The sequence below is a fragment of the Variovorax sp. Root434 genome (assembly GCF_001426595.1).
Classification (GTDB): domain Bacteria; phylum Pseudomonadota; class Gammaproteobacteria; order Burkholderiales; family Burkholderiaceae_C; genus Variovorax.
Window position 1 is genome coordinate 216,061 of the sequence record NZ_LMEK01000001.1, and the last position, 20,879, is coordinate 236,939.

General features: G+C 66.2%; 21 protein-coding genes and 1 tRNA gene. 13 read left to right on the forward strand and 9 right to left on the reverse strand.

Annotated elements, in window-relative coordinates; genetic code table 11:
- Positions 1–84: 84 nt before the first annotated feature.
- The 3 genes from rpmG to trxB all read right to left on the reverse strand — a co-directional run bounded on the left by rpmG (position 85) and on the right by trxB (position 1,646).
- Positions 85–258 (reverse strand): 50S ribosomal protein L33, encoded by a 174-nt coding sequence (rpmG, locus tag ASD05_RS01000; RefSeq protein WP_007830291.1) that lies wholly within the window; start codon positions 256–258, stop codon positions 85–87.
- A gap of 11 nt (positions 259–269) precedes the next feature.
- Positions 270–503, reverse strand: coding sequence for a 50S ribosomal protein L28 (rpmB, locus tag ASD05_RS01005; protein WP_007830293.1), 234 nt, complete (start codon positions 501–503; stop codon positions 270–272).
- Positions 504–686: 183 nt separating this feature from the next.
- Positions 687–1,646 carry a thioredoxin-disulfide reductase gene (trxB, locus tag ASD05_RS01010; RefSeq protein ID WP_056586396.1) on the reverse strand — a complete coding sequence of 320 codons (960 nt, stop codon included), beginning with the start codon at positions 1,644–1,646 and terminating at the stop codon, positions 687–689.
- Between the two features lie 180 nt (positions 1,647–1,826).
- On the opposite strand from trxB, the gene ASD05_RS01015 reads away from it, so the two are divergent.
- From ASD05_RS01015 to ASD05_RS01050, 8 genes are all read left to right on the forward strand, one after another.
- Complete coding sequence (locus tag ASD05_RS01015; protein WP_056586398.1) at positions 1,827–2,501, forward strand: Crp/Fnr family transcriptional regulator; 675 nt, start codon at positions 1,827–1,829, stop codon at positions 2,499–2,501.
- A 100-nt stretch (positions 2,502–2,601) separates the two neighbouring features.
- On the forward strand, positions 2,602–5,034 hold the full coding sequence (locus ASD05_RS01020; RefSeq protein ID WP_056586401.1) for a DNA translocase FtsK: 2,433 nt from the start codon (positions 2,602–2,604) through the stop codon (positions 5,032–5,034).
- Positions 5,035–5,196: 162 nt separating this feature from the next.
- A complete protein-coding gene (gene lolA / locus ASD05_RS01025) occupies positions 5,197–5,829 on the forward strand; it encodes an outer membrane lipoprotein chaperone LolA (protein ID WP_007830299.1) in 633 nt (210 codons plus the stop codon).
- Positions 5,830–5,839: 10 nt separating this feature from the next.
- On the forward strand, positions 5,840–7,132 hold the full coding sequence (locus ASD05_RS01030; protein ID WP_056586404.1) for a replication-associated recombination protein A: 1,293 nt from the start codon (positions 5,840–5,842) through the stop codon (positions 7,130–7,132).
- A gap of 240 nt (positions 7,133–7,372) precedes the next feature.
- Positions 7,373–8,302, forward strand: coding sequence for a branched-chain amino acid ABC transporter permease (locus tag ASD05_RS01035; RefSeq protein WP_007830303.1), 930 nt, complete (start codon positions 7,373–7,375; stop codon positions 8,300–8,302).
- 10 nt (positions 8,303–8,312) lie between these two features.
- Complete coding sequence (locus ASD05_RS01040; protein WP_056586407.1) at positions 8,313–9,521, forward strand: branched-chain amino acid ABC transporter permease; 1,209 nt, start codon at positions 8,313–8,315, stop codon at positions 9,519–9,521.
- Positions 9,522–9,541: 20 nt separating this feature from the next.
- Positions 9,542–10,315, forward strand: coding sequence for an ABC transporter ATP-binding protein (locus ASD05_RS01045; protein ID WP_007830307.1), 774 nt, complete (start codon positions 9,542–9,544; stop codon positions 10,313–10,315).
- Between the two features lie 16 nt (positions 10,316–10,331).
- On the forward strand, positions 10,332–11,093 hold the full coding sequence (locus ASD05_RS01050; RefSeq protein ID WP_042672979.1) for an ABC transporter ATP-binding protein: 762 nt from the start codon (positions 10,332–10,334) through the stop codon (positions 11,091–11,093).
- A 9-nt stretch (positions 11,094–11,102) separates the two neighbouring features.
- On the opposite strand, the gene ASD05_RS01055 is transcribed toward ASD05_RS01050, so the two are convergent.
- Both ASD05_RS01055 and ASD05_RS01060 read right to left on the reverse strand, forming a co-directional pair.
- Complete coding sequence (locus ASD05_RS01055; RefSeq protein WP_007830311.1) at positions 11,103–11,561, reverse strand: (2Fe-2S)-binding protein; 459 nt, start codon at positions 11,559–11,561, stop codon at positions 11,103–11,105.
- 11 nt (positions 11,562–11,572) lie between these two features.
- A complete protein-coding gene (locus ASD05_RS01060; protein WP_056586410.1) occupies positions 11,573–13,768 on the reverse strand; it encodes a xanthine dehydrogenase family protein molybdopterin-binding subunit in 2,196 nt (731 codons plus the stop codon).
- A gap of 155 nt (positions 13,769–13,923) precedes the next feature.
- On the opposite strand from ASD05_RS01060, the gene ASD05_RS01065 reads away from it, so the two are divergent.
- Positions 13,924–14,700 (forward strand): Crp/Fnr family transcriptional regulator, encoded by a 777-nt coding sequence (locus tag ASD05_RS01065; protein WP_056586413.1) that lies wholly within the window; start codon positions 13,924–13,926, stop codon positions 14,698–14,700.
- Here the strand turns inward: ASD05_RS01065 and ASD05_RS01070 are convergent.
- Positions 14,672–15,652: a Bug family tripartite tricarboxylate transporter substrate binding protein gene (locus tag ASD05_RS01070; protein WP_056586416.1), complete on the reverse strand. Its 981-nt coding sequence runs from the start codon at positions 15,650–15,652 to the stop codon at positions 14,672–14,674. The two genes, ASD05_RS01065 and ASD05_RS01070, sit on opposite strands and share 29 nt — an antisense overlap.
- Positions 15,653–15,669: 17 nt before the next feature.
- Complete coding sequence (locus ASD05_RS01075) at positions 15,670–16,734, reverse strand: CDP-6-deoxy-delta-3,4-glucoseen reductase (protein ID WP_056586419.1); 1,065 nt, start codon at positions 16,732–16,734, stop codon at positions 15,670–15,672.
- Positions 16,735–16,810: 76 nt separating this feature from the next.
- On the opposite strand from ASD05_RS01075, the gene ASD05_RS01080 reads away from it, so the two are divergent.
- Positions 16,811–17,743 (forward strand): NAD-dependent epimerase/dehydratase family protein, encoded by a 933-nt coding sequence (locus ASD05_RS01080; RefSeq protein ID WP_056586422.1) that lies wholly within the window; start codon positions 16,811–16,813, stop codon positions 17,741–17,743.
- 129 nt (positions 17,744–17,872) lie between these two features.
- On the opposite strand, the gene ASD05_RS01085 is transcribed toward ASD05_RS01080, so the two are convergent.
- Positions 17,873–17,957 (reverse strand) — tRNA-Leu (locus tag ASD05_RS01085).
- 42 nt (positions 17,958–17,999) lie between these two features.
- Here ASD05_RS01085 and cysM point away from each other — a divergent pair.
- From cysM to ASD05_RS01100, 3 genes are all read left to right on the forward strand, one after another.
- A complete protein-coding gene (gene cysM / locus ASD05_RS01090) occupies positions 18,000–18,902 on the forward strand; it encodes a cysteine synthase CysM (RefSeq protein WP_056586426.1) in 903 nt (300 codons plus the stop codon).
- Positions 18,903–19,042: 140 nt separating this feature from the next.
- Positions 19,043–19,618 (forward strand): NUDIX domain-containing protein, encoded by a 576-nt coding sequence (locus tag ASD05_RS01095; protein WP_007830325.1) that lies wholly within the window; start codon positions 19,043–19,045, stop codon positions 19,616–19,618.
- Positions 19,608–19,835 (forward strand): sulfurtransferase TusA family protein, encoded by a 228-nt coding sequence (locus tag ASD05_RS01100; RefSeq protein ID WP_056586429.1) that lies wholly within the window; start codon positions 19,608–19,610, stop codon positions 19,833–19,835. Before ASD05_RS01095 ends, ASD05_RS01100 begins: the two co-directional genes overlap by 11 nt.
- A 75-nt stretch (positions 19,836–19,910) precedes the next feature.
- Here the strand turns inward: ASD05_RS01100 and galU are convergent, their stop codons facing one another.
- On the reverse strand, positions 19,911–20,801 hold the full coding sequence (galU, locus tag ASD05_RS01105; protein ID WP_056586432.1) for a UTP--glucose-1-phosphate uridylyltransferase GalU: 891 nt from the start codon (positions 20,799–20,801) through the stop codon (positions 19,911–19,913).
- Positions 20,802–20,879 lie beyond the last annotated feature (78 nt).

A 20,879-nucleotide genomic window follows, 5' to 3' on the forward strand; every position in this document is an offset into this window, starting at 1 on the left:
GGAGGGCGAGAGCGAAAACTGCAGGCAACAAAAAACCCGCTGGGTAAGCAGCGGGTTTTTTGTTTGGGAAAGCCGAGAGCCGAATTACTTCAGCTTGATTTCCTTGTATTCGACGTGCTTGCGCGCCTTTGGGTCGAACTTCATGATCGACATCTTTTCAGGCATCGTCTTCTTGTTCTTGCTGGTCGTGTAGAAGTGGCCGGTACCCGCGGTGGATTCCAGCTTGATCTTTTCGCGTCCGCCTTTGCTCGTTGCCATGTTTCAGCTCCTTAAGCTTGGCCGCGTGCGCGCAGGTCTGCGAGCACGGCGTCGATACCGTTCTTGTCGATCAGGCGCAGTGCAGCGCTCGAAACGCGCAGGCGAACCCAGCGGTTTTCAGTCTCGACCCAGAAACGGCGGTATTGCAGGTTCGGCAGGAACCGGCGCTTGGTTTTGTTGTTGGCGTGGGAAACGTTGTTTCCGACCATCGGGCCTTTGCCCGTTACGTCGCATACGCGTGCCATGTGGACACTCTTTCTTGAACAGCTGGCACCGGCGCAATCGTGGCGATTGCAGGTGTTTTGCAGCTTGACCTCGCCAGAAAACGGGTGGCGGTACCCCGGCTTTGCCTGTATGCCAGGAATCCTCGTGAGAGGGCCCTGTTTCGGCAAAGCCTTGGATTATAGCCCTTTTGGGGCCCGCACCGGTTACAGCGTGCCGTCCTGCTCCAGGAATCGCTGGGCGTCGAGTGCCGCCATGCAGCCGGTGCCGGCGCTCGTGATGGCCTGGCGGTACACGTTGTCCTGCACGTCGCCGGCGGCAAAGACGCCTGGAATGCTGGTCATCGTGGCGAAGCCCTGCAGGCCCGAGCGGGTCAGGATGTAGTTGTCCTTCATCTCCAACTGGCCCTGGAAGATGTCGGTGTTGGGATGGTGCCCGATGGCAATGAAGCAGCCCTTGAGGTCGATCTGCTCGGTGGCTCCAGTCTGTGTGTTCTTGATCCGGATGCCCGTCACGCCCGAGTTGTCGCCGAGCACCTGGTCGAGTTCGTTGTGCAGCTTCAGCACGATCTTGCCTTCGGCGACCTTCTCGTTGAGCTTGTCGATCAGGATGGGTTCGGCGCGGAACTTGTCGCGGCGATGCACCAGCGTCACCTTGTTCGCGATATTGGCGAGGTAGAGCGCCTCTTCGACAGCAGTGTTGCCGCCGCCGATCACGCAGACCTCCTGCTCGCGGTAGAAGAAGCCGTCGCAGGTCGCGCAGGCGGAGACGCCGCGGCCCATGAACTGCTGTTCGGAATCGATGCCCAGGTACTTCGCGGAAGCACCCGTGGCAATGATCAGCGAGTCGCAGGTGTAGGTGCCGCTGTCGCCGGTGAGGGTGAAGGGGCGCTTGCCCAGGTCGACCTTGTTGATGTGGTCGAAAACGATCTGCGTCTTGAAGCGCTCGGCGTGCTCCAGGAAGCGCTGCATCAGGTCGGGGCCCTGCACGCCGTGGACGTCGGCCGGCCAGTTGTCGACCTCGGTGGTGGTCATCAATTGCCCACCCTGGGCGATGCCGGTGATGAGCAGGGGCTGAAGGTTTGCGCGGGCTGCGTAGACGGCTGCGGTATAGCCGGCCGGGCCGGAGCCGAGAATCAAAACCTTGGCGTGTCGAGGAGCGGACATGAGTAGAAAACCTAAGATATACGCTGCTTCAGCGTGTACATTTTCAGGGTGGTAGCGATATATATGGAGTATCACTGCCCGGTTCAACACCGGGTAAACGGTGTTTTCAATGCGCGCGATTGTAGTAATCCATCGGCTTGCTCTTCGGACTGCTCCGCGCGCTGTCTCAGGGATTGATAAATGTCGATGCTGTCCAACCTCGAATTGCTTCGGCGCGTTCCGCTGTTCGCGTCGCTGACGGCCACGCAGTCCGCCAGCATTGCGGACGCGATCATCAAGAAGCGCTTCAAGCGCGCGGAGGTCGTGGTGGAGCAGGGCAAGAAGTCCGATGCGCTCTACATCATCCTGACCGGCCGCGCGCGCGTCACCAGCGCCGACAGCCGCGGGCGCGAGGTCATCCTTGCCACGCTGCACCCCGGCGACTACCTGGGCGAGATGAGCCTCATCGACGACGAGCCGCACTCGGCCACGGTGCGCACCGAAATCCAGTGCGACGTGCTCATGCTGGGCCGCGACGCCTTCGCGCGCTGCCTGCCCGAGAACTCCTCGATGGCCTACAACATCATGCGTGGCCTGGTGCAGCGCCTGCGGCATGCCGACCGCAAGATCGAGTCGCTGGCGCTGATGGACGTCTACGGCCGCGTGGCGCGCTCGCTGCTCGAGTTCGCCGTCGAGGACGGCGTCGGCAATCTCAAGGTGCGCGACAAGATTTCCCGCCAGGACCTGGCCAAGATGGTGGGCGCTTCACGTGAAATGGTGAGCCGTGTGATGAAGGACCTCGAAGAGCGAGGTTTCGTGCAAACCCTGGATGACGGGTCGATGATCGTCAAGGAACGGCTCCTGTCGTTGGCTTGAAGCTCCAGGGCCGGGCCCGCCGTTGCCGGCGGCCCCGGCCTTTTGTTGTAGTGTTCGTGCTTCCGGCCCCCGATTTTTTGGGCCGGGCGCCGTGTTTTTCATGACCTATTCGCTCAATACGCTTCAATCTTCTTCTGCTGCCGAGGGGCAACCCGTGCGCATGCGCGCCATGCGCTTCGCCCACGAAATCACGCTGATCGCAGGCTTCGCGGCGCTGTTGTTCTGGCTGCTCGCGATGCTGAGCTTCACGCCTTCCGATGCCGCCTGGTCGACCTCGGGCACAGGGGGCGAAATCAAGAACTGGGGCGGCCGCATCGGCGCCTGGCTGGCCGATGGCAGTTATTACCTCGCCGGTTATTCCGTGTGGTGGTGCCTTTTCGCCGGACTGCGCGCATGGCTCTCATCGCTGGCCAACTGGCTGCGCGGCGGCGAGCCTGCATCCGGCGAGCAACCGGCGCCGCGTGGGCGCTTCAATCGCAGCCGTCTTGCCTTCTGGTTCGGCCTCGTCCTGCTGCTGTGCGCAAGCACCATGCTCGAATGGTCGCGCCTGTACCGGCTCGAGGCGCATCTGCCGGGTTCGGGCGGCGGCGCGCTGGGCTATCTCGTGGGGCCGGCCAGCGTGCGCTGGATGGGCTTCACTGGATCGGCGCTGGTGGCCATCGCCGGCGGCGTGATCGGCTCGGCGCTGGTGTTCCGTTTCTCCTGGAGCCTGATCGCCGAGCGCATCGGCGCGCGTGCCTACTCGCTGTTCGAGTCGCGTCGCGAGAAGCGTGAAATGGCCGCCGACATCGCCATGGGCAAGCAGGCCGCCCGCGAGCGTGCCGAAGCCGACGAACCTGCGTTCACGCGCGACGACGCGGCCAGGGCGGAGCCCTCGCTGGTTTCGTCGTCAGGTGGCGCCTTCGACGACGAGGACGAAATCCATATCGAGCCGCGCCCCAAGCGCCGCCCGCCATCGCCGCCGGTGCAGATCGAGCCCGCGATGACCGAAGTGCCCAGGAGCGACCGTGTCGTCAAGGAGCGCCAGAAGCCGCTCTTCAAGGAGTTGCCCGACAGCAAGCTGCCGCAGGTCGACCTGCTCGACGCCGCGCAGGCGCGCCAGGAAACAGTGTCGGCCGACACGCTCGAGATGACCTCGCGCATGATCGAGAAGAAGCTCAAGGACTTCGGCGTCGAGGTGCGCGTGGTGCTCGCTTCGCCCGGCCCCGTCATCACGCGCTATGAAATCGAGCCCGCCACGGGCGTCAAGGGCTCGCAGATCCTCGGTCTTGCCAAGGACCTCGCACGCTCGCTCTCGCTGGTGTCGATCCGCGTGGTCGAGACGATCCCGGGCAAGAACTACATGGCGCTCGAGCTGCCGAACGCCAAGCGCCAGTCGATCAAGCTCAGCGAAATCCTGGGCTCGCAGATCTACAACGAAGGCAAGTCGATGCTCACCATGGGCCTCGGCAAGGACATCATCGGCAACCCGGTGGTGGCCGACCTCGCGAAGATGCCGCACGTGCTGGTGGCCGGTACCACCGGCTCGGGCAAGTCGGTGGGTATCAACGCGATGATCCTGTCGCTGCTCTACAAGGCCGAGGCACGCGACGTCCGCCTGCTCATGATCGACCCGAAGATGCTCGAAATGTCGGTCTACGAAGGCATCCCGCACCTGCTGGCGCCCGTGGTCACCGACATGCGCCAGGCGGCGCACGGCCTGAACTGGTGCGTGGCCGAGATGGAGCGCCGCTACAAGCTCATGAGCAAGCTCGGCGTGCGCAACCTGGCCGGCTACAACACCAAGATCGACGAAGCCAAGGCGCGCGAGGAGTTCATCTACAACCCCTTCAGCCTCACGCCGGACGATCCGGAGCCGCTGCGGCGCGAACCGCACATCGTCGTGGTCATCGACGAGCTGGCCGACCTGATGATGGTGGTGGGCAAGAAGATCGAAGAGCTGATCGCCCGCCTCGCGCAGAAGGCGCGCGCCGCCGGCATCCACCTCATTCTTGCCACCCAGCGCCCGAGTGTCGACGTGATCACCGGCCTCATCAAGGCCAACATCCCGACCCGCATCGCCTTCCAGGTGTCGAGCAAGATCGACAGCCGCACCATCCTCGACCAGATGGGCGCCGAAGCGCTGCTGGGCATGGGCGACATGCTCTACATGCCCAGCGGCACCGGCCTGCCCATTCGCGTGCACGGGGCCTTCGTCAGCGACGAGGAAGTGCACCGCGTGGTGGCCTACCTCAAGAGCCAGGGCGAGCCCGACTACATCGAGGGCGTGCTCGAAGGCGGCACGGTCGATGGCGACGGCGATGGCGACCTGCTGGGCGGTGGCGACGGCGAGAAAGACCCGATGTACGACCAGGCGGTCGAAGTCGTGCTCAAGAACCGCAAGGCCAGCATCTCGCTGGTGCAGCGCCACCTGAAGATCGGCTACAACCGCGCCGCGCGCCTCGTCGAGGACATGGAAAAGGCCGGCCTGGTCAGTGCCATGAGCGGCAGCGGCCAGCGCGAAATTCTGGTGCCGGCGCGCGCGGCGGAGTAATTCGCCGCGCTGTGGTTCTCAAGATTCAGGTTACGTGCTGAAAGGCAATTTGCAAAAACGCCCGGCGGCATTGCAAATCTTCATGAAGTCCTGCAGCTGCCGCAATTCGCGGCGGTTAGGGTCGATGCCAATGCCACAGCTTTTCCAAGCGAGGAATCCAAATTGAAATTGCGTCATTGGCTGTTGATCGGCCTCCTGAGTTCCGCCAACGCCTGGGCCGGCGGGCTCGAAAGCCTTGAAACCTTCGTCAGGACGGTCAAGTCCGGCCGCGCCGATTTCACCCAGACCGTGACCGCCCCGGCGCGCGAAGGGCAACCGGGCCGCACCAAGACCTCGAGCGGCACCTTCGAATTCCAGCGCCCCGGCAAATTCAAGTTCGACTACCAGAAGCCCTTTGCGCAGGTCATCGTGGCCGACGGCAAGACGCTGTGGCTCTACGACGCCGACCTGAACCAGGTCACGCAGCGCGCGCAGGCGCAGGCGCTGGGCTCCACGCCGGCGGCGCTGATCGCCGCGGCGCCCGACCTGAAGGCCCTGCAGGCCGATTTCACTCTCGAGGCCGCGCCGGAGCGCGATGGCCTGCAATGGGTCAAGGCCACGCCGAAGAACAAGGACGGCCAGCTGCAGAGCGTGCAGGTCGGCTTCCAGGGCGAGGCGCTGGCGGCGCTCGAAATCCTCGACAGCTTCGGCCAGCGCTCGGTGCTCAAGTTCGGCAAGGTCGAGGTGAATCCCTCGCTGCCGGCGAGCGTGTTCGACTTCAAGCCGCCGGCCGGTGCGGACGTCGTCAAGCAATAAACCCGCAGGCTTGGCCACCACCGCCCACCAACCCCTTGCCGAGCGCCTGCGTCCCAAGACGCTGGGCGACGTGATCGGCCAGCAGCACCTGCTCGGCCCGGGCATGCCGCTGCGCATCGCCTTCGAATCGGGCCAGCCACATTCCTGCATCCTCTGGGGGCCGCCGGGCACCGGCAAGACCACCATCGCGCGGCTCATGGCCGATGCCTTCGACGCGCAGTTCCTGAGCATCAGCGCGGTGCTCGGCGGCGTGAAGGACATCCGCGAAGCGGTAGAGCGCGCCACCGCCGCGCGCGACGGGCTGGAGCAGCAGCGCACCATCGTCTTCGTGGACGAGGTGCACCGCTTCAACAAGAGCCAGCAGGACGCCTTCCTGCCGCATGTGGAGTCGGGCCTCTTCACCTTCATCGGCGCGACCACCGAGAACCCTTCGTTCGAGGTCAACTCGGCCTTGCTTTCGCGTGCCGCCGTGTACGTGCTGCAGTCGCTCGGCGAAGACGACCTCAAGCAGATCGTGGCGCGCGCGCAGGCCATCCAGGCCGTGCCCGCCATCGACGCCGCGGCGGTCGATCGCCTCGTGGCCTATGCCGACGGCGATGCGCGCCGGCTGCTCAACACCCTCGAGACCCTCGCGGTCGCGGCCCGCGCCGAAAAGCTCGACCACATCACCGACGAGTGGCTGCTGCGTGTGCTCGGCGAGCGCATGCGGCGCTACGACAAGGGCGGCGAACAGTTCTACGACACCATCAGCGCGCTGCACAAATCCGTGCGCGGCAGCGACCCCGACGCCGCGCTCTACTGGTTCGTGCGCATGCTCGACGGCGGCGCCGATCCGCGCTACATGGCGCGCCGGCTGGTGCGCATGGCCAGCGAAGACATCGGCCTGGCCGATCCGCGCGCGCTGCGCCTGGCGCTCGATGCGGCCGAGGTCTACGAGCGTCTGGGTACACCCGAGGGCGAACTGGCACTGGCCGAATGCGTGGTCTATCTCGCCATCGCTCCCAAGTCGAACGCCGTCTACAAGGCCTACAACGCGGTGCGCGCCCTCGTGAAGACGGACAGCACGCGACCCGTGCCCATGCACCTGCGGAATGCGCCCACCAAGCTCATGAAAGAGCTCGACTACGGCAAGGGCTACCGCTATGCGCACGACGAGGAGGGCGGTTTCGCCGCCGGCGAGCGCTACCTTCCGCAAGGGCTGGAAGGCCAGGTCTTCTATGAGCCCGTCGAGCGTGGACTCGAGATTCGCATCGCGGAAAAGCTGCGCGAACTGCGCCGCCGGAACGCCGAAGGCAACGGCTGATACTTGTTTGCAGCACGCTTGCAAAGCGTGCATGGCCCCACGCGCATACAGCATGACGTGAGCGGGTAAACCCCCGTCGCCGCGCACCAAATCGACGCTGGTGCATGACTACAATCCCGCCCACAAATCCGCCGGCGACACATGTTGGCTGGTTTTTTGCTTGTCAACCCAGGGGCGCCAAACCGGTGCCCGGCGGGTGAATGGCACCCCGCAACGGTGCAACACATAGGAAATCGCGTTATGGACATTTTGCTGCAGCAGATCATCAACGGTCTGGTACTGGGCAGCATGTATGCCTTGATAGCCTTGGGCTACACCATGGTGTACGGCATCATCAATCTGATCAACTTCGCGCACGGAGAAGTGCTGATGGTGGGGGCGCTCACGAGCTGGACCATCATCGGGCTCATGAAGGACGGCATGCCCAACACACCGGGCTGGCTGATCCTCCTCATCGCGTTGATCATTGCCTGCGTCGTCGCGGCAACCCTCAACTTCGTGATCGAGAAGGTGGCCTACCGGCCGCTGCGCAACAGTCCCAAGCTCGCGCCGCTGATCACGGCCATCGGCATGTCGATCCTGCTGCAGACGCTGGCCATGATCATCTGGAAGCCGACCAACAAGGCCTATCCCAACCTGCTGCCGACCGACCCCATCCACGTGGGCGGCGCGGTGATCTCTCCCACCCAGGTCATGATCCTGAGCGTCACGGCGTTCTCGCTCGTGGTGCTCATGTGGCTGGTCAACTACACCAAGCTCGGCCGTGCAATGCGCGCCACAGCGGAGAACCCGCGCGTGGCGGCACTCATGGGCATCCGGCCCGACATGGTGATCTCGGCCACCTTCATCATCGGTGCCGTGCTCGCGGCCATTGCCGGTGTGATGTACGCATCGAACTACGGCATCGCGCAGCACGCGATGGGCTTCCTGCCCGGCCTCAAGGCCTTCACTGCGGCCGTGTTCGGCGGCATCGGCAACCTCGCCGGTGCGGTGGTCGGCGGCATCCTGCTGGGGCTCATCGAGGCCATCGGCTCGGGCTACATCGGGACGCTGACGGGCGGCGTGCTCGGCAGCAACTACAGCGACATCTTCGCGTTCATCGTGCTGATCGTCATGCTCACGCTGCGTCCGTCCGGCCTGCTCGGCGAACGCGTGGCGGACCGTGCCTGAGGAACGAGCCATGAAAAACAGCAAGAACCTCGCCTTCTACATCATCGGCATCGTCGCCGTGCTCGCGCTGCCCCTGCTGCTGCAGATGCAGGGCAACGCCTGGGTGCGCATCGCCGACATCGCATTGCTCTACGTGATGCTGGCACTGGGCCTGAACATCGTGGTCGGCTATGCCGGCCTGCTCGACCTGGGCTACGTGGCCTTCTTCGCGATCGGGGCCTACCTGTACGCGCTGATGGGTTCGTCGCACCTGAGCGAGACCTTCCCGTGGTTCGCACAGATGTTCCCGAACGGGCTGCACACCTCGCTGCTGATCGTGATTCCGCTGGCCCTTGCGGTGGCCGGTTGCCTGGGCGTGCTGCTCGGCGCCCCCACGCTCAAGCTGCGCGGCGACTACCTCGCCATCGTCACGCTCGGCTTCGGCGAAATCATCCGCGTGTTCCTGAACAACCTCGACCAGCCGGTGAACATCACCAACGGGCCGAAGGGCATCACCGCCATCGACTCCATCAAGTTCTGGGGCCTCGACCTCGGCAAGGCATGGAAGTTCGACGGCTTCTCGATCTCCTCGGTCTCGCTGTACTACTACCTGTTCCTGGCGCTGGTGATCGCCACGATCATCATTTCGCACCGCCTGCAGACCTCGCGCGTCGGCCGCGCCTGGATGGCCATCCGCGAAGACGAGATCGCGGCCAAGGCGATGGGCATCAACACCCGCAATATGAAGCTGCTGGCCTTCGGCATGGGCGCCAGCTTCGGCGGCGTGTCGGGCGCGATGTTCGCGGCCTTCCAGGGCTTCGTGTCGCCCGAGTCCTTCAGCCTGATGGAGTCGGTGATGATCGTCGCGATGGTGGTGCTCGGCGGCATCGGGCACCTGCCCGGCGTCGTCCTCGGTGCCGTGCTGCTGGCCGCGCTGCCCGAAGTACTGCGCTACGTCGCCGGCCCGCTGCAGTCGCTGACCGACGGCCGCCTCGACGCGTCCATCCTGCGTCAGCTGTTCATCGCGCTGGCCATGATCGTCATCATGCTGGTGCGTCCGCGCGGCCTCTGGCCCTCGCCGGAACACGGCAAGACGTTGACCAAGAAGGGCGCAGTGCCCGTCGACCCGGCCCATGCGGCCGTGGCTCCCGGATCGCTGCAAACGCATGCGCCGGGCATCGATACGCCCGCCGACGAATTGCCGGGTGCGGCTTCGCGTCCCATGTCGATCAATCCCTGAACGCCGAAGGAAAAATCAACATGACGACAGACACCATCCTCGACGTCCGCGGCATTTCCAAACGCTTCGGCGGGCTGCAGGCCCTCTCCGACGTGGGCATCACCATCAAGCGCGGCCAGGTCTATGGCCTGATCGGCCCCAACGGCGCTGGCAAGACCACCTTCTTCAACGTGATCACCGGGCTGTACACGCCCGACAGCGGCACCTTCGAGCTCGCCGGCAAGCCCTACCAGCCGACGGCTGTGCACGAAGTGGCCAAGGCCGGCATCGCGCGCACCTTCCAGAACATCCGCCTCTTCGCCGAAATGACAGCGCTGGAGAATGTGATGGTCGGGCGCCACATCCGCACGCACTCGGGCGTGCTCGGCGCAATGTTCCGCACCGGCGGCTTCAAGGCCGAGGAAAAGGCCATTGCCGACCGCGCGCACGAACTGCTCGATTACGTCGGCATCGGCAAGTTTGCCGACTACAAGGCGCGCACGCTGTCGTACGGCGACCAGCGCCGCCTGGAAATCGCCCGCGCATTGGCCACCGACCCGCAGCTCATCGCGCTGGACGAGCCCGCCGCCGGCATGAACTCGACCGAGAAGGTCGCACTGCGCGAGCTGATCGACCGCATTCGCCGCGACAACCGCACCATCCTGATCATCGAACACGACGTCAAGCTCATCATGGGCCTGTGCGACCGCGTCACCGTGCTGGACTACGGCAAGCAGATTGCCGAAGGCACCCCGGTGGACGTGCAGAAGAACGAGAAGGTGATCGAGGCCTACCTCGGCACCGGAGGCCACTGACATGAGCACCGCAACCATGAGCGAACAAGAAACCTCGTCCACCGCCGCGCAAGCCAAGGCGGCCGGCAAGACGCTGCTGAAGGTCACCGGCCTGAGGGTCGGCTACGGCGGCATCCAGGCCGTGAAGGGCGTGGACTTCGAGGTGCGCGAAGGCGAACTGGTGTCGCTGATCGGCTCCAACGGCGCCGGCAAGACCACCACCATGAAGGCCATCACCGGCACGCTGCCGGCCGGAGCAGGCAACATCGAATTCCTGGGCCGCAGCATCAAGGGCCGCGGTGCCTGGGACCTGGTGGAAGAGGGCCTCGTGATGGTGCCCGAAGGCCGTGGCGTGTTCACGCGCATGACCATCACCGAGAACCTGCAGATCGGCGCCTACATCCGCAAGGACAAGGCCGCCATCGCGAGCGACATGGAGCGCGTGTTCGTCACCTTCCCGCGCCTGCGCGAGCGCAAGGACCAGCTGGCCGGCACGATGTCGGGCGGCGAACAGCAGATGCTGGCCATGGGCCGCGCGCTGATGGCGCGCCCCAAGGTGCTGCTGCTCGACGAGCCGACGATGGGCCTGTCGCCGATCATGTGCGACAAGATCTTCGAGGTGGTGCAGACCGTGGCCTCGCAGGGCGTGACCATCCTGCTGGTCGAGCAGAACGCAAACCGCGCGCTGCAGCTGGCCGACCGCGGCTACGTGATGGAATCGGGGCTTATCACCATGAACGGTGAAGCCAAGGCCCTGCTGAGCGACCCGCGCGTGCGGGCCGCCTACCTCGGCGAATAAGCGAGCCTCCTACCCCATTGCCGCCGCCGCAGCCTTGATGGCCTCGCGGATGCGGCCGTAGGTGCCGCAGCGGCACACGTTCTCGATGGCGTCGATGTCGGCGTCCGTCGGGTTGCGCGTGCGGCGCAGCAGGTCCACTGCCGCCATGATCTGGCCCGGCTGGCAGAAGCCGCATTGAGGCACGTCGAGGTTCATCCAGGCCTGCTGCACCGGGTGCAGCGTGTTGCCGTTGGCCAGGCCCTCGATGGTCGTCACCTGGCGGCCGCGCACGTCGGACACGCGCACCGAGCAGGTCGTCACGGCCTTGCCGTCGACGTGGCAGGTGCAGGCCTTGCACACGTTGATGCCGCAGCCGTACTTCGGGCCGGTGATGCCGAGCTTGTCACGCAGCACCCACAGCAGCGCCAGGTCGTCGGGCGCCTCGACGTCCACGTTCTGGCCGTTCACCTTGAAAGATTGCACAGGCATGGCGGGTCTCCTCAGGCGGGAATCGGAACGTTGACGGGCGTGGGCAGCTTGCCCGGCGGGATCGGCGTGAAATCGACCGGGAAGTTCAGCGGGAAGCTGCGCGGCTTGATGCCGGTGGCGCGCCCATAGGCGTTGGCGATGGCGCCCGAGCTCGCCGACAGGCCGACCTCGCCCAGCCCTCCGATGGCCTCGCCGTTGGCCGGCAGGATGATGACCTTCACGTCCTTCGGGTAGTGCTTCATGCGCGAGAAGTGGTACTGCGAGTAGCTGCCTTCCAGCGGCAGGCCGTTCTGGATGTGCAGCCCCGCCGACAGCACCAGCGCGATCGATTCGCACAGGCCGCCCTGCAGCTGCGCTTCGATGCCCGAGGGGTTGATCGGCGTGCCCACGTCGATGGCGATGGTCGCGCGCACCACGCGGGCCTGCGCCGGTACCCGCGCGTCGATCTCGACGATGCAGGCCGTGAACGACTTCGTCTCCTGGTGCACGCCCACGCCCTGCGCAAAGCCCGCCGGCATCGCCTTGCCCCACTGCGCGGCCTCCGCCACCGCCTTGAGCACCGCACGGGCGCGCGGCAGGCGCAGGTACTCGAGCCGGAAGGCGACCGGGTCCTTGCCCGCGGCGCGGGCCATCTCGTCGACCAGGATCTCTTCCACCAGTCGCGCGGGCTGGATGTGCACCGAGCGGTACGAGCAGGTGTTCATGTCCATCGGCACCGGCGTCAACAGCTTGGTCGTGACGCCGAAGTTGTAGGGCGAGGTCACCATGGTCTTGAACATCACCTGCTCGATCGCGAAGTTGCCCACCGTCTGCGGGAAGGCATTGGGCAGTGCGATGGCGGCGGCCTCGAGCATGTTGCCGAAGCCGTGGCGCGTGTCCAGCCGCACGCTGGCGATGCGCTGCTCGAAGGCGATGACCTGGCCCAGCAGCATCGTGGCGCGTGCCTTCTGGTAGATCGGCGGGCGGATGCGCGTGTGGCGCATGTCGTCGGTGCGGTGGTACATCAGGCGGCAGGGGCGCCCCAGCGCCTTCGACACCTGGATCGCCTGCAGCACCGGGTCCCAGAACAGGCGCCGCCCGAACGAGCCGCCCGAGGGCACCACATGCACGACAACCTTGTTCAGCGGCAGGCCCAGCTCGGCGGCCACTGCCTGCTGGGTGACGATGGGGCTCTGCAGCCCGGCCCAGATTTCGGCGCGATCCGCTCGCACGTCCGCAATCGCACATTCGACTTCCATCGGGCAGTGCGCGGCCGGCGCGAACTCGAACTCGGCCTCGACCGTCAGCGCGCCCAGCGGTGGCAGCGCAAAAGGCAGCAGCGACGACTTCAGCTTGCTCATGATGGTGGCGTTCGACTCGCCGTCGAGCGGGCCGGCGCCCCAGGTCACGTCGAGCGCGTTCACCGCGGCCCAGGCCTGGCCGAAGGTCTCGGCCATCACCGCCACGCCCGGCGGCGTCGGCGTGATGCCGTTGGTGGCGGGAATCGGCACCACGCCGATCACGCCCGGCATGCCCATCACCGTGTTCAGGTTGTTGATGCCGACGAACTTACCGTTGATGGTCGGCGGGCGCCGCACCATCGTCGGCTTGGCGCCGGGCACCGCCTGGTCGAGCGTGAACTTCTTGCGGCCGGTGACGATGTCGAGTGCGTCGAGCCGCGTCACGCGCTGGCCGACCACCGAGGGCGTGGAGCCCGAGAGCAGGCCGCCGAGGCCGCCCAGCGTCGGCATGCCGGCATGCATCGAACGCACGCTCGACGAGCCGCCGGTGAGCTGGTTCCAGATCAGCTCGGGGCTCGCGTCGGCCGAGGTGACCTCGATCGCGCTCAGCGGCAGGCGCAGCTTGTCGGCCAGCATCATGGCGCTGGCCGTGGCGATGCCCTGGCCCACTTCGAGGCGCGGCAGCGCCAGGCGCACGCGGCCGTCGCCGGTGTTCGTCACCTTCACCAGCGGCATGGTCGGCAGCGACGTGAGCGTGACCGCGTCGCCGATGTCGATCAGGTCGGTGGTGTCGGGCGGGGTCATCGGCAGCAGCGCGGCCACCGCGGAGGCGGGCGCCGTGAGGGCGCCGAGCCCCGCGATGCCGGCCGCCGCCGATGCCAGCGGCGCGGCCGTGGCGTAGCCGAGCACGTCGCGCCGGCGCAGGCCGTGCGCATCCCCGCCGTCCGGTCCGCGCGCGGGGCGCGGGTCCTTGTTCGAACGCTTCATCGTTGTCTCCTTGTTGTTTGGCGAACGCGGATGACTGTGGCACCATCGCCGCGCCGAAGATGTCGTTGCAACGACATTTCTTACGGTCCCCGCCGACCGGCGCCTGCGACGGATCGGCCGATGCGATGTCACGAGGGACGACAGCAGGAGGCGCGATGTCGAACGCGTTGGAGAACATGCTCCGAGAGAGCTTGTGGGCGCGCGCGCTCACGGACGACGAACTCGACCGCGTCGTCCAGGAGTCGCACGAGCGCGTGGTCCCGGCCGGCGGCTTCGTCGTGCGGCGCGGCGAGCCGGCCGATCACTGGATCGGCGTGATGGATGGCCTGCTGAAGATGTCGGTGTCGCTGCCCGACGGGCGCGTCTCAACCTTCACCGGCGTGACCGCTGGAGGCTGGAGCGGCGAAGGCTCGCTGCTCACCCCCGGATGCTGGCGCTACGACGGCGTGGCGCTGCGGCCCACGCGCGTGGCCTGCGTGCCGCGGCGCAGCTTCGAGCGGCTGATGTCCACCAGCATCGGCTTCAATCGGTTTCTGTTGTTACACATCAATGCGCGACTGAGCCTGTTCATCGGCCTCATGGAATTCGATCGGCTGCTCGGCCCCGACGCGCGTGTGGCGCGTTGCCTGGCCAGCCTGTTCGACCCCATCCTCTATCCGCGTGCCACCCGCTTCGTGCGGCTGAGCCAGGACGAGATCGGCCTGCTGTCGGCCGTGTCGCGCCAGCGTGCCAACCGCGCGCTGCATGCGCTGCAGCGCGACGGCCTGTTGCGCATCGAACATGGCGGCGTGGAAGTGCTCGACCTCGCAGGCCTGCGCACTTACCAGAGCGGGGCGGCCGAAGCGGCGGCGGCCGTGGCTGCGGCCACCGACACGCAGGCCGCAGCGCCCCTGAACGACCTCGTCAGTCCACCTTCGCCCCGGTGGCCTTGACCACCTTCTCGTACTTGGCGAGTTCGCTCTTCATGAAGCTGCCGAACTGCTCAGGCGAGTTGCCGACCGGCTCGGCCAGCATCGAGGCGAAGCGGGTCTTCGTTTCCGGCGCGTTCAGCGCGGCGACGAAGGCCTGGTTGAGTTTCGCGACCACCTCGGGCGGCGTGCCGGCCGGTGCGACCAGGCCCCACCAGGTGTCGATCGAGAAGCCCTTGAGCGTGTCGGCCACGGGCGGCACGTCGGGCAGGGCGCTGCTGCGCTTGAGCGTCGTGACCGCGATCGCCTTCAGCTTGCCCGAGCGGATGTTCGGCGCGGCCGTGGCGAGGTTGTCGAAGTTGAAGTCGACCTGCCCCGAGATCAGCGCCAGCTGCGCCGGGTTGCCGCCGTTGTACGGAATGTGCACTGCAAAGATGCCCGCTTCCTTCTTGAACAGCTCGCCCGCCAGGTGGCCGGCGCTGCCGTTGCCGCCGCTGGCGTAGTTGAGCTTGGCCGGGTTGGCCTTGGCATAGTGGATCAGGTCGGCCACGCTGTTGATGTTCAGGCGCTTGGCCGTGTCGGCGTTCATCACCAGCACGTTGGGCACGCGGACCATCTGCGTGATCGGTGCGAAGTCGGTCGCGGCGTTGAACGGGATCTTGTTGTAGAGCCACGGGTTCACCGCGTTGGTGGCGGTGGCCGCGACGCCGATCGTCAGGCCGTCGGCGGGTGCCTTCGCCACGATGTCGGCACCGATGTTGCCGCCAGCGCCGGGCTTGTTATCGATGATGACCGGGCCCAGCGTGTCCTTGACGCGCTCGGCCAGGATGCGAGCGGTGTTGTCGATCGGGCCGCCTGCCGCGTAAGGCACGACGAGGCGGATCGGTCGCTGTTGCTGCTGCGCCATCGCCTGGCTGGTGCCCAGCAGGGCCGCGACGCCGGCGAGCAGGGTGAGTAGGAAGTGTCTTGTCTTCATTGTCTTTTTGGGGTGTCTCAGGGAAGGGCCTTGTCGGCCTCTGTGGTGAATGCGTCGGCAAAAAATTCTTCTTCCGGCAGGCCCGCCAGCGCCACGTAATCGCGCTTGGCCGAGTCGACCACGATGGGCGCACCGCAGGCATAGACCTGGTGGCCCGACAGATCGGCGAAGTCTTCCAGCACGGCCTGATGGACGAAGCCGGTGCGGCCGGTCCAGTTGTCTTCGGGCGTGGCATTGGAAATGACGGGCACGTAGCGCAGGCTCGGCATCTGCGCCATCTGCTCGCGCACCCAGGCGTCCATGTACAGGTCTTCGGGCCGCCGGCCGCCCCAGTAGAGCGTGGCGGGCCGCTCGATGCCCTTGAACTTCATGTGCTCGAGCAGCGCCTTGATCGGCGCGAAGCCCGTCCCCGAGGCCAGCAGGATCATCGGCTTGCCGGAATCCTCGCGCAGGAAGAAGCTGCCGAAGGGGCCCTCGATGCGCAGGATTTCCTTTTCCTTCATCGTGCCGAACACATGGTCGGTGAACTTGCCACCGGGCAGGTGCCGCAGGTGCAGTTCGATGCCCGTGCCGGGCTGGCCCAGCGTGTGCGGCGCATTGGCCATCGAGTAGCTGCGGCGTGCGCCATCGCGCAGGATGAACTCCACGTACTGGCCGGCGTAGAACTGCAGCGGCTCGCCTGCCGGCAACTGCAGGCGCACCATCATCACGTCGTGCGACAGGCGCGTGAGGCCTTGCACCCGTACCGGCATCTTGCGGATCGGCAGCGCGCCGGCTTCCGTGACCTGTCGCGATTCGAGCACCACGTCGCTCCGGGCGTGCGCACAGCAGGTCAGCACGTAGCCGGCGAGCTGTTCCTCGGCGCTCAGGGCCTTGCTCTGATGGGGGCCCAGGGTGACCTCTCCCGACAGCTTCTTGCACTTGCACGAGCCGCAGGCGCCGTCCTTGCAGCCATAGGGAAGGCCGATGCCCTGCCGGATGCCTGCCGCGAGGATGGTCTCGTCGCCGTGAACCATGAAATGGCGTCCACTGGGTTCGACGTGGATGGAAAAGCCCGCTTCGTGCGGTGCTGTAGCAGTCATCGGTATTCTTCGAGGTGAACTCTTCGCGGGCCGTACGAAGCCCGGTGAGCAACTGAATTGGGACAGGAACAGGATTTTGCCTTCAATCAATAGCCCCTCCGGCGCTCTGCCAGCGCGGTTCCGGCGCGAGCGCCTGCTGATCGTGGGATGCGGCGACATCGGCCAGCGTGTGGCGCGCGATCTGCGCGGCCGCATGCAACTGGTGGCACTCACTTCGTCGGCCGACCGCGTGGGCGCCCTGCGCGCGGCCAGCATCCGACCGCTGGTGGGCAATCTGGACGACGCGGCCACCCTGCGCCGGCTGGCGGGCATCGCCACGCGGGTGTTGCACCTGGCGCCGCCCGCCCGCGACGGCGGTGCCGCCTGGTGGCGCGACCAGCGCACCACCGAGCTGGCGCGGGCATTGCGCCTGCGGTCGTTGCCTTCGGCTTTCGTCTACGGTTCGACCAGCGGCGTGTACGGCGATTGCGGCGGCGCCCGCGTCGACGAAACCCGCGGCGTGCGCCCCGACACACCGCGCTCCCATCGCCGCGTGGATGCCGAACGCGCCGTGCGCTGGCTGGGCCGCAGCGCCGGTGTGCGTGCCAGCATCCTGCGCATTCCGGGCATCTATGCGCCCGATCGCGAAAACGGCACCCCGCGCGGCCGCCTGCAGCGCGGCACGCCGGTGCTGCGGCGCGAGGACGATGTCTACACCAGCCACATCCACGCCGACGACCTCGCGCGCGCCTGCGTGGCGGCCCTGTTCCGCGGCAAGCCGCAGCGCATCGTGCATGCCTCGGACGACACCGAACTGCGCATGGGCGACTACGTCGATCTGGCCGCGGACCTCTACGGCATGCCGCGCCCACCGCGTGTGGCGCGCGGCGACGCCGAGCGGCAGCTGCCGCTGCAATTGCTGAGTTTCATGGGGGAGTCGCGCCGGCTGGACAACACGCGGCTGAAGCGTGAGCTGCGGGTGCGGCTGGCGCATCCGACGGTGCATACGGGCCTGCGCGAGGCGGCCTGACCTGTGAATCGGGAGCGGTTCCCTTCCAGGGAAACCGCGGAACCGGCTCTGCCGGGCCGCCGGTTGCGCCCCCGGTAGGGGGTTGGCGAAGCGACACGAAGTGCGCGAAGCCTGGGGGCGAGAAAAATCTGGTGCCCGGGGCCGGAATCGAACCGGCACACCTTTCGGTGGGGGATTTTGAGTCCCCTGCGTCTACCAATTTCACCACCCGGGCAGGGTTCTGAACGAAGCCCAAAATTATGGCACAGTGGCTGCCATGAATTATCCGACGATCGAAGACGCCATCGGCAAGACCCCTCTGGTCGCACTGCAACGCATCAACGCCGCAGAAAACGCCAAGCGCGGCAACGTCATTCTCGGCAAGCTCGAAGGCAACAATCCCGCGGGCTCGGTCAAGGACCGGCCGGCCCTCTCGATGATCAAGCGCGCCGAGGAGCGCGGCGAGATCAAGCCCGGCGACACCCTGATCGAAGCCACCTCCGGCAACACCGGCATTGCCCTGGCCATGGCTGCTGCCATCAAGGGCTACCGCATGGTGCTGATCATGCCGGAGGACCTCTCGATCGAACGCGCCCAGACCATGAAGGCCTTCGGCGCCGAACTCGTGCTCACGCCCAAGAGCGGCGGCATGGAATACGCCCGCGATCTCGCCGAACAGATGGTGGCGCAGGGCAAGGGCCGGGTGCTCGACCAGTTCGCCAACCCCGACAACCCGCGCATCCACTACGAGACCACCGGCCCCGAGATCTGGGCCGACACCAAGGGCAAGATCACGCACTTCGTGAGCGCCATGGGCACCACCGGCACCATCACCGGCGTGTCGCGATTCCTCAAGGAGAAGAATCCGGCAGTGCGCATCATCGGCGCGCAGCCGGCCGAAGGTTCGCGCATTCCCGGCATCCGCAAGTGGCCGGCCGAGTACATGCCGAAGATCTACGACCCGAGCTGCGTCGATGAAGAAATCAGCGTGAGCCAGGACGACGCCGAAGAGATGTGCCGGCGCCTCGCGCGCGAAGAGGGCATCTTCGGCGGCATCTCGGCGGCCGGTGCGCTGTGGGCCGCGCTCCAGGTGGCGAAGACGGTCGAGAACGCCACCATCGTGTTCGTGGTCTGTGATCGCGGCGACCGCTATCTCTCCACTGGCGTCTTCCCCGCCTGACAAGGCCCGCCCCCAGGCTATGCGCACTTCGTGTCGCTTCGCCAACCCCCTCCGGGGGCAACACCTGCAGCCCGGCAAAGCCGGTTCTGCGGTGTTCCTGGAAGGGGCCACTACTCAACAACAAGAAGGCTGAGAACCCCATGCCCCACCCCAAGTTCTGCCAGGTCTGTGCCACGCCCCTCGAGTGGATCGCGCTGATGGAAGACGGCGGCCCCAAGGAGCGCCTGCGCTGCCCCAACTGTGGCCACACGCACTGGAACAACCCGACCCCGGTGCTCGCGGCCATCGTCGAGTACCGCGGCCAGGTGCTGCTCGCGCGCAATGCGGCCTGGCCCGGCAAGATGTTCGCGCTGATCACCGGCTTCATGGAAGCCGGCGAGACGCCCGAGGAGGGCATTGCGCGCGAGGTGAAGGAAGAAACCAACCTCGACATCAGCGCCGCGAAGATCGTCGGCGCCTACGACTTCCAGCGCATGAACCAGATCATCATCGCGTACCACGTGGTGGCCGATGGCGAAGTGAAGCTCTCGCCCGAGCTGGTGGACTACCGCCTCTACGACTTGCCCGACCTCAAGTGCTGGCCCGCCGGCACCGGCTACGCGCTGGCCGACTGGCTGCGCACGCGCGGCCATGAGCCCGTGTTCTTCACCGCGGCCGAGAACGAAGAGCGCCGCCGCGGCCTGAACCTGCCGCCGGAGCCGGGCAATGCAAGTTGATCGCGAGCTCGACACGCGCGGGCTGAACTGCCCGCTGCCGATCCTCAAGGCCAAGAAGTCGCTCAACGAGATGGCGAGCGGGCAGCTGCTGAAGGTGGTGTCGACCGATCCGGGATCGATCCGCGACTTTCAGGCCTTCGCACGCCAGACGGGCAACGAGCTGATGGCACAGGAAACCGTGGGCGGCGACTTCATCCACGTGCTGAAGCGGCGCTGACAAAGAGAAGAGAAAAGAAAAGGGCCGCGTCAGCGGCCCTTCCTTCGTTCACGATGGCGCTCGAAGAAGAAGCGACTACAGCTTCAGGCTCTTGAGGTATTCGCGGAACTCCGCGCCCACCTCGGGGTGGGCCAGCGCCAGTTCCACCGACGCCTGCAGGAAGCCTTCCTTGCTGCCGCAGTCGTAGCGGATGCCCTTGTACGAATAAGCGTAGACCGATTCCTTCTTCATCAGCGCGGCAATGCCGTCGGTCAGCTGGATCTCGCCGCCCGCGCCCTTGGGCTGGTTGCGGATCTCGTCGAACACGCCTGGCGTGAGGATGTAGCGGCCGGCCACGCCCAGGCGCGAGGGCGCGTCTTCGGGCTTGGGCTTCTCGACCATGCGGTTGACCTTCACCAGGCCTTCCTCGATCACGTCGCCGGCCACGATGCCGTAGCGCTTGACGTGCGCCAGCGGCACTTCCTGCACCGCAAGCAGCGAGCCGCCGAGGCGGCTGAAAGCCGCGGTCATCTGCGCCAGCACGGGCTGGCCGCCCTCGGGGCCGACCATCAGGTCGTCCGCCAGCAGCACGGCGAAGGGTTCGTTGCCCACAAGGTGCTCGGCGCACAGCACCGCATGGCCCAAGCCCAGCATGCGCGGCTGGCGCACGTACGAGCAGGTCATGTCGTCGGGCGACACCGAGCGCGCGATGTTGAGCAGCGCATCCTTGCCGCTGGCTTCGAGCTGGCTCTCGAGTTCGTAGGCGGTGTCGTAGTGATCTTCGATCGCACGCTTGTTGCGCCCGGTCACAAAAATCATGTCGCGGATGCCCGCGGCGTAGGCCTCCTCGACGGCGTACTGGATCAGCGGCTTGTCGACCACGGGCAGCATTTCCTTCGGCTGTGCCTTGGTGGCTGGCAGGAAGCGAGTACCAAAGCCTGCAACGGGGAATACGGCCTTGCGAATGCGGGTCGAGGAAGTGGACATGGGCAGTACAGCGTCTTTCTTCAAAAGGGGGTGCAGGATGATGCGACGGCGCGGCGCGAAGCCGTTCTCAACATCCTA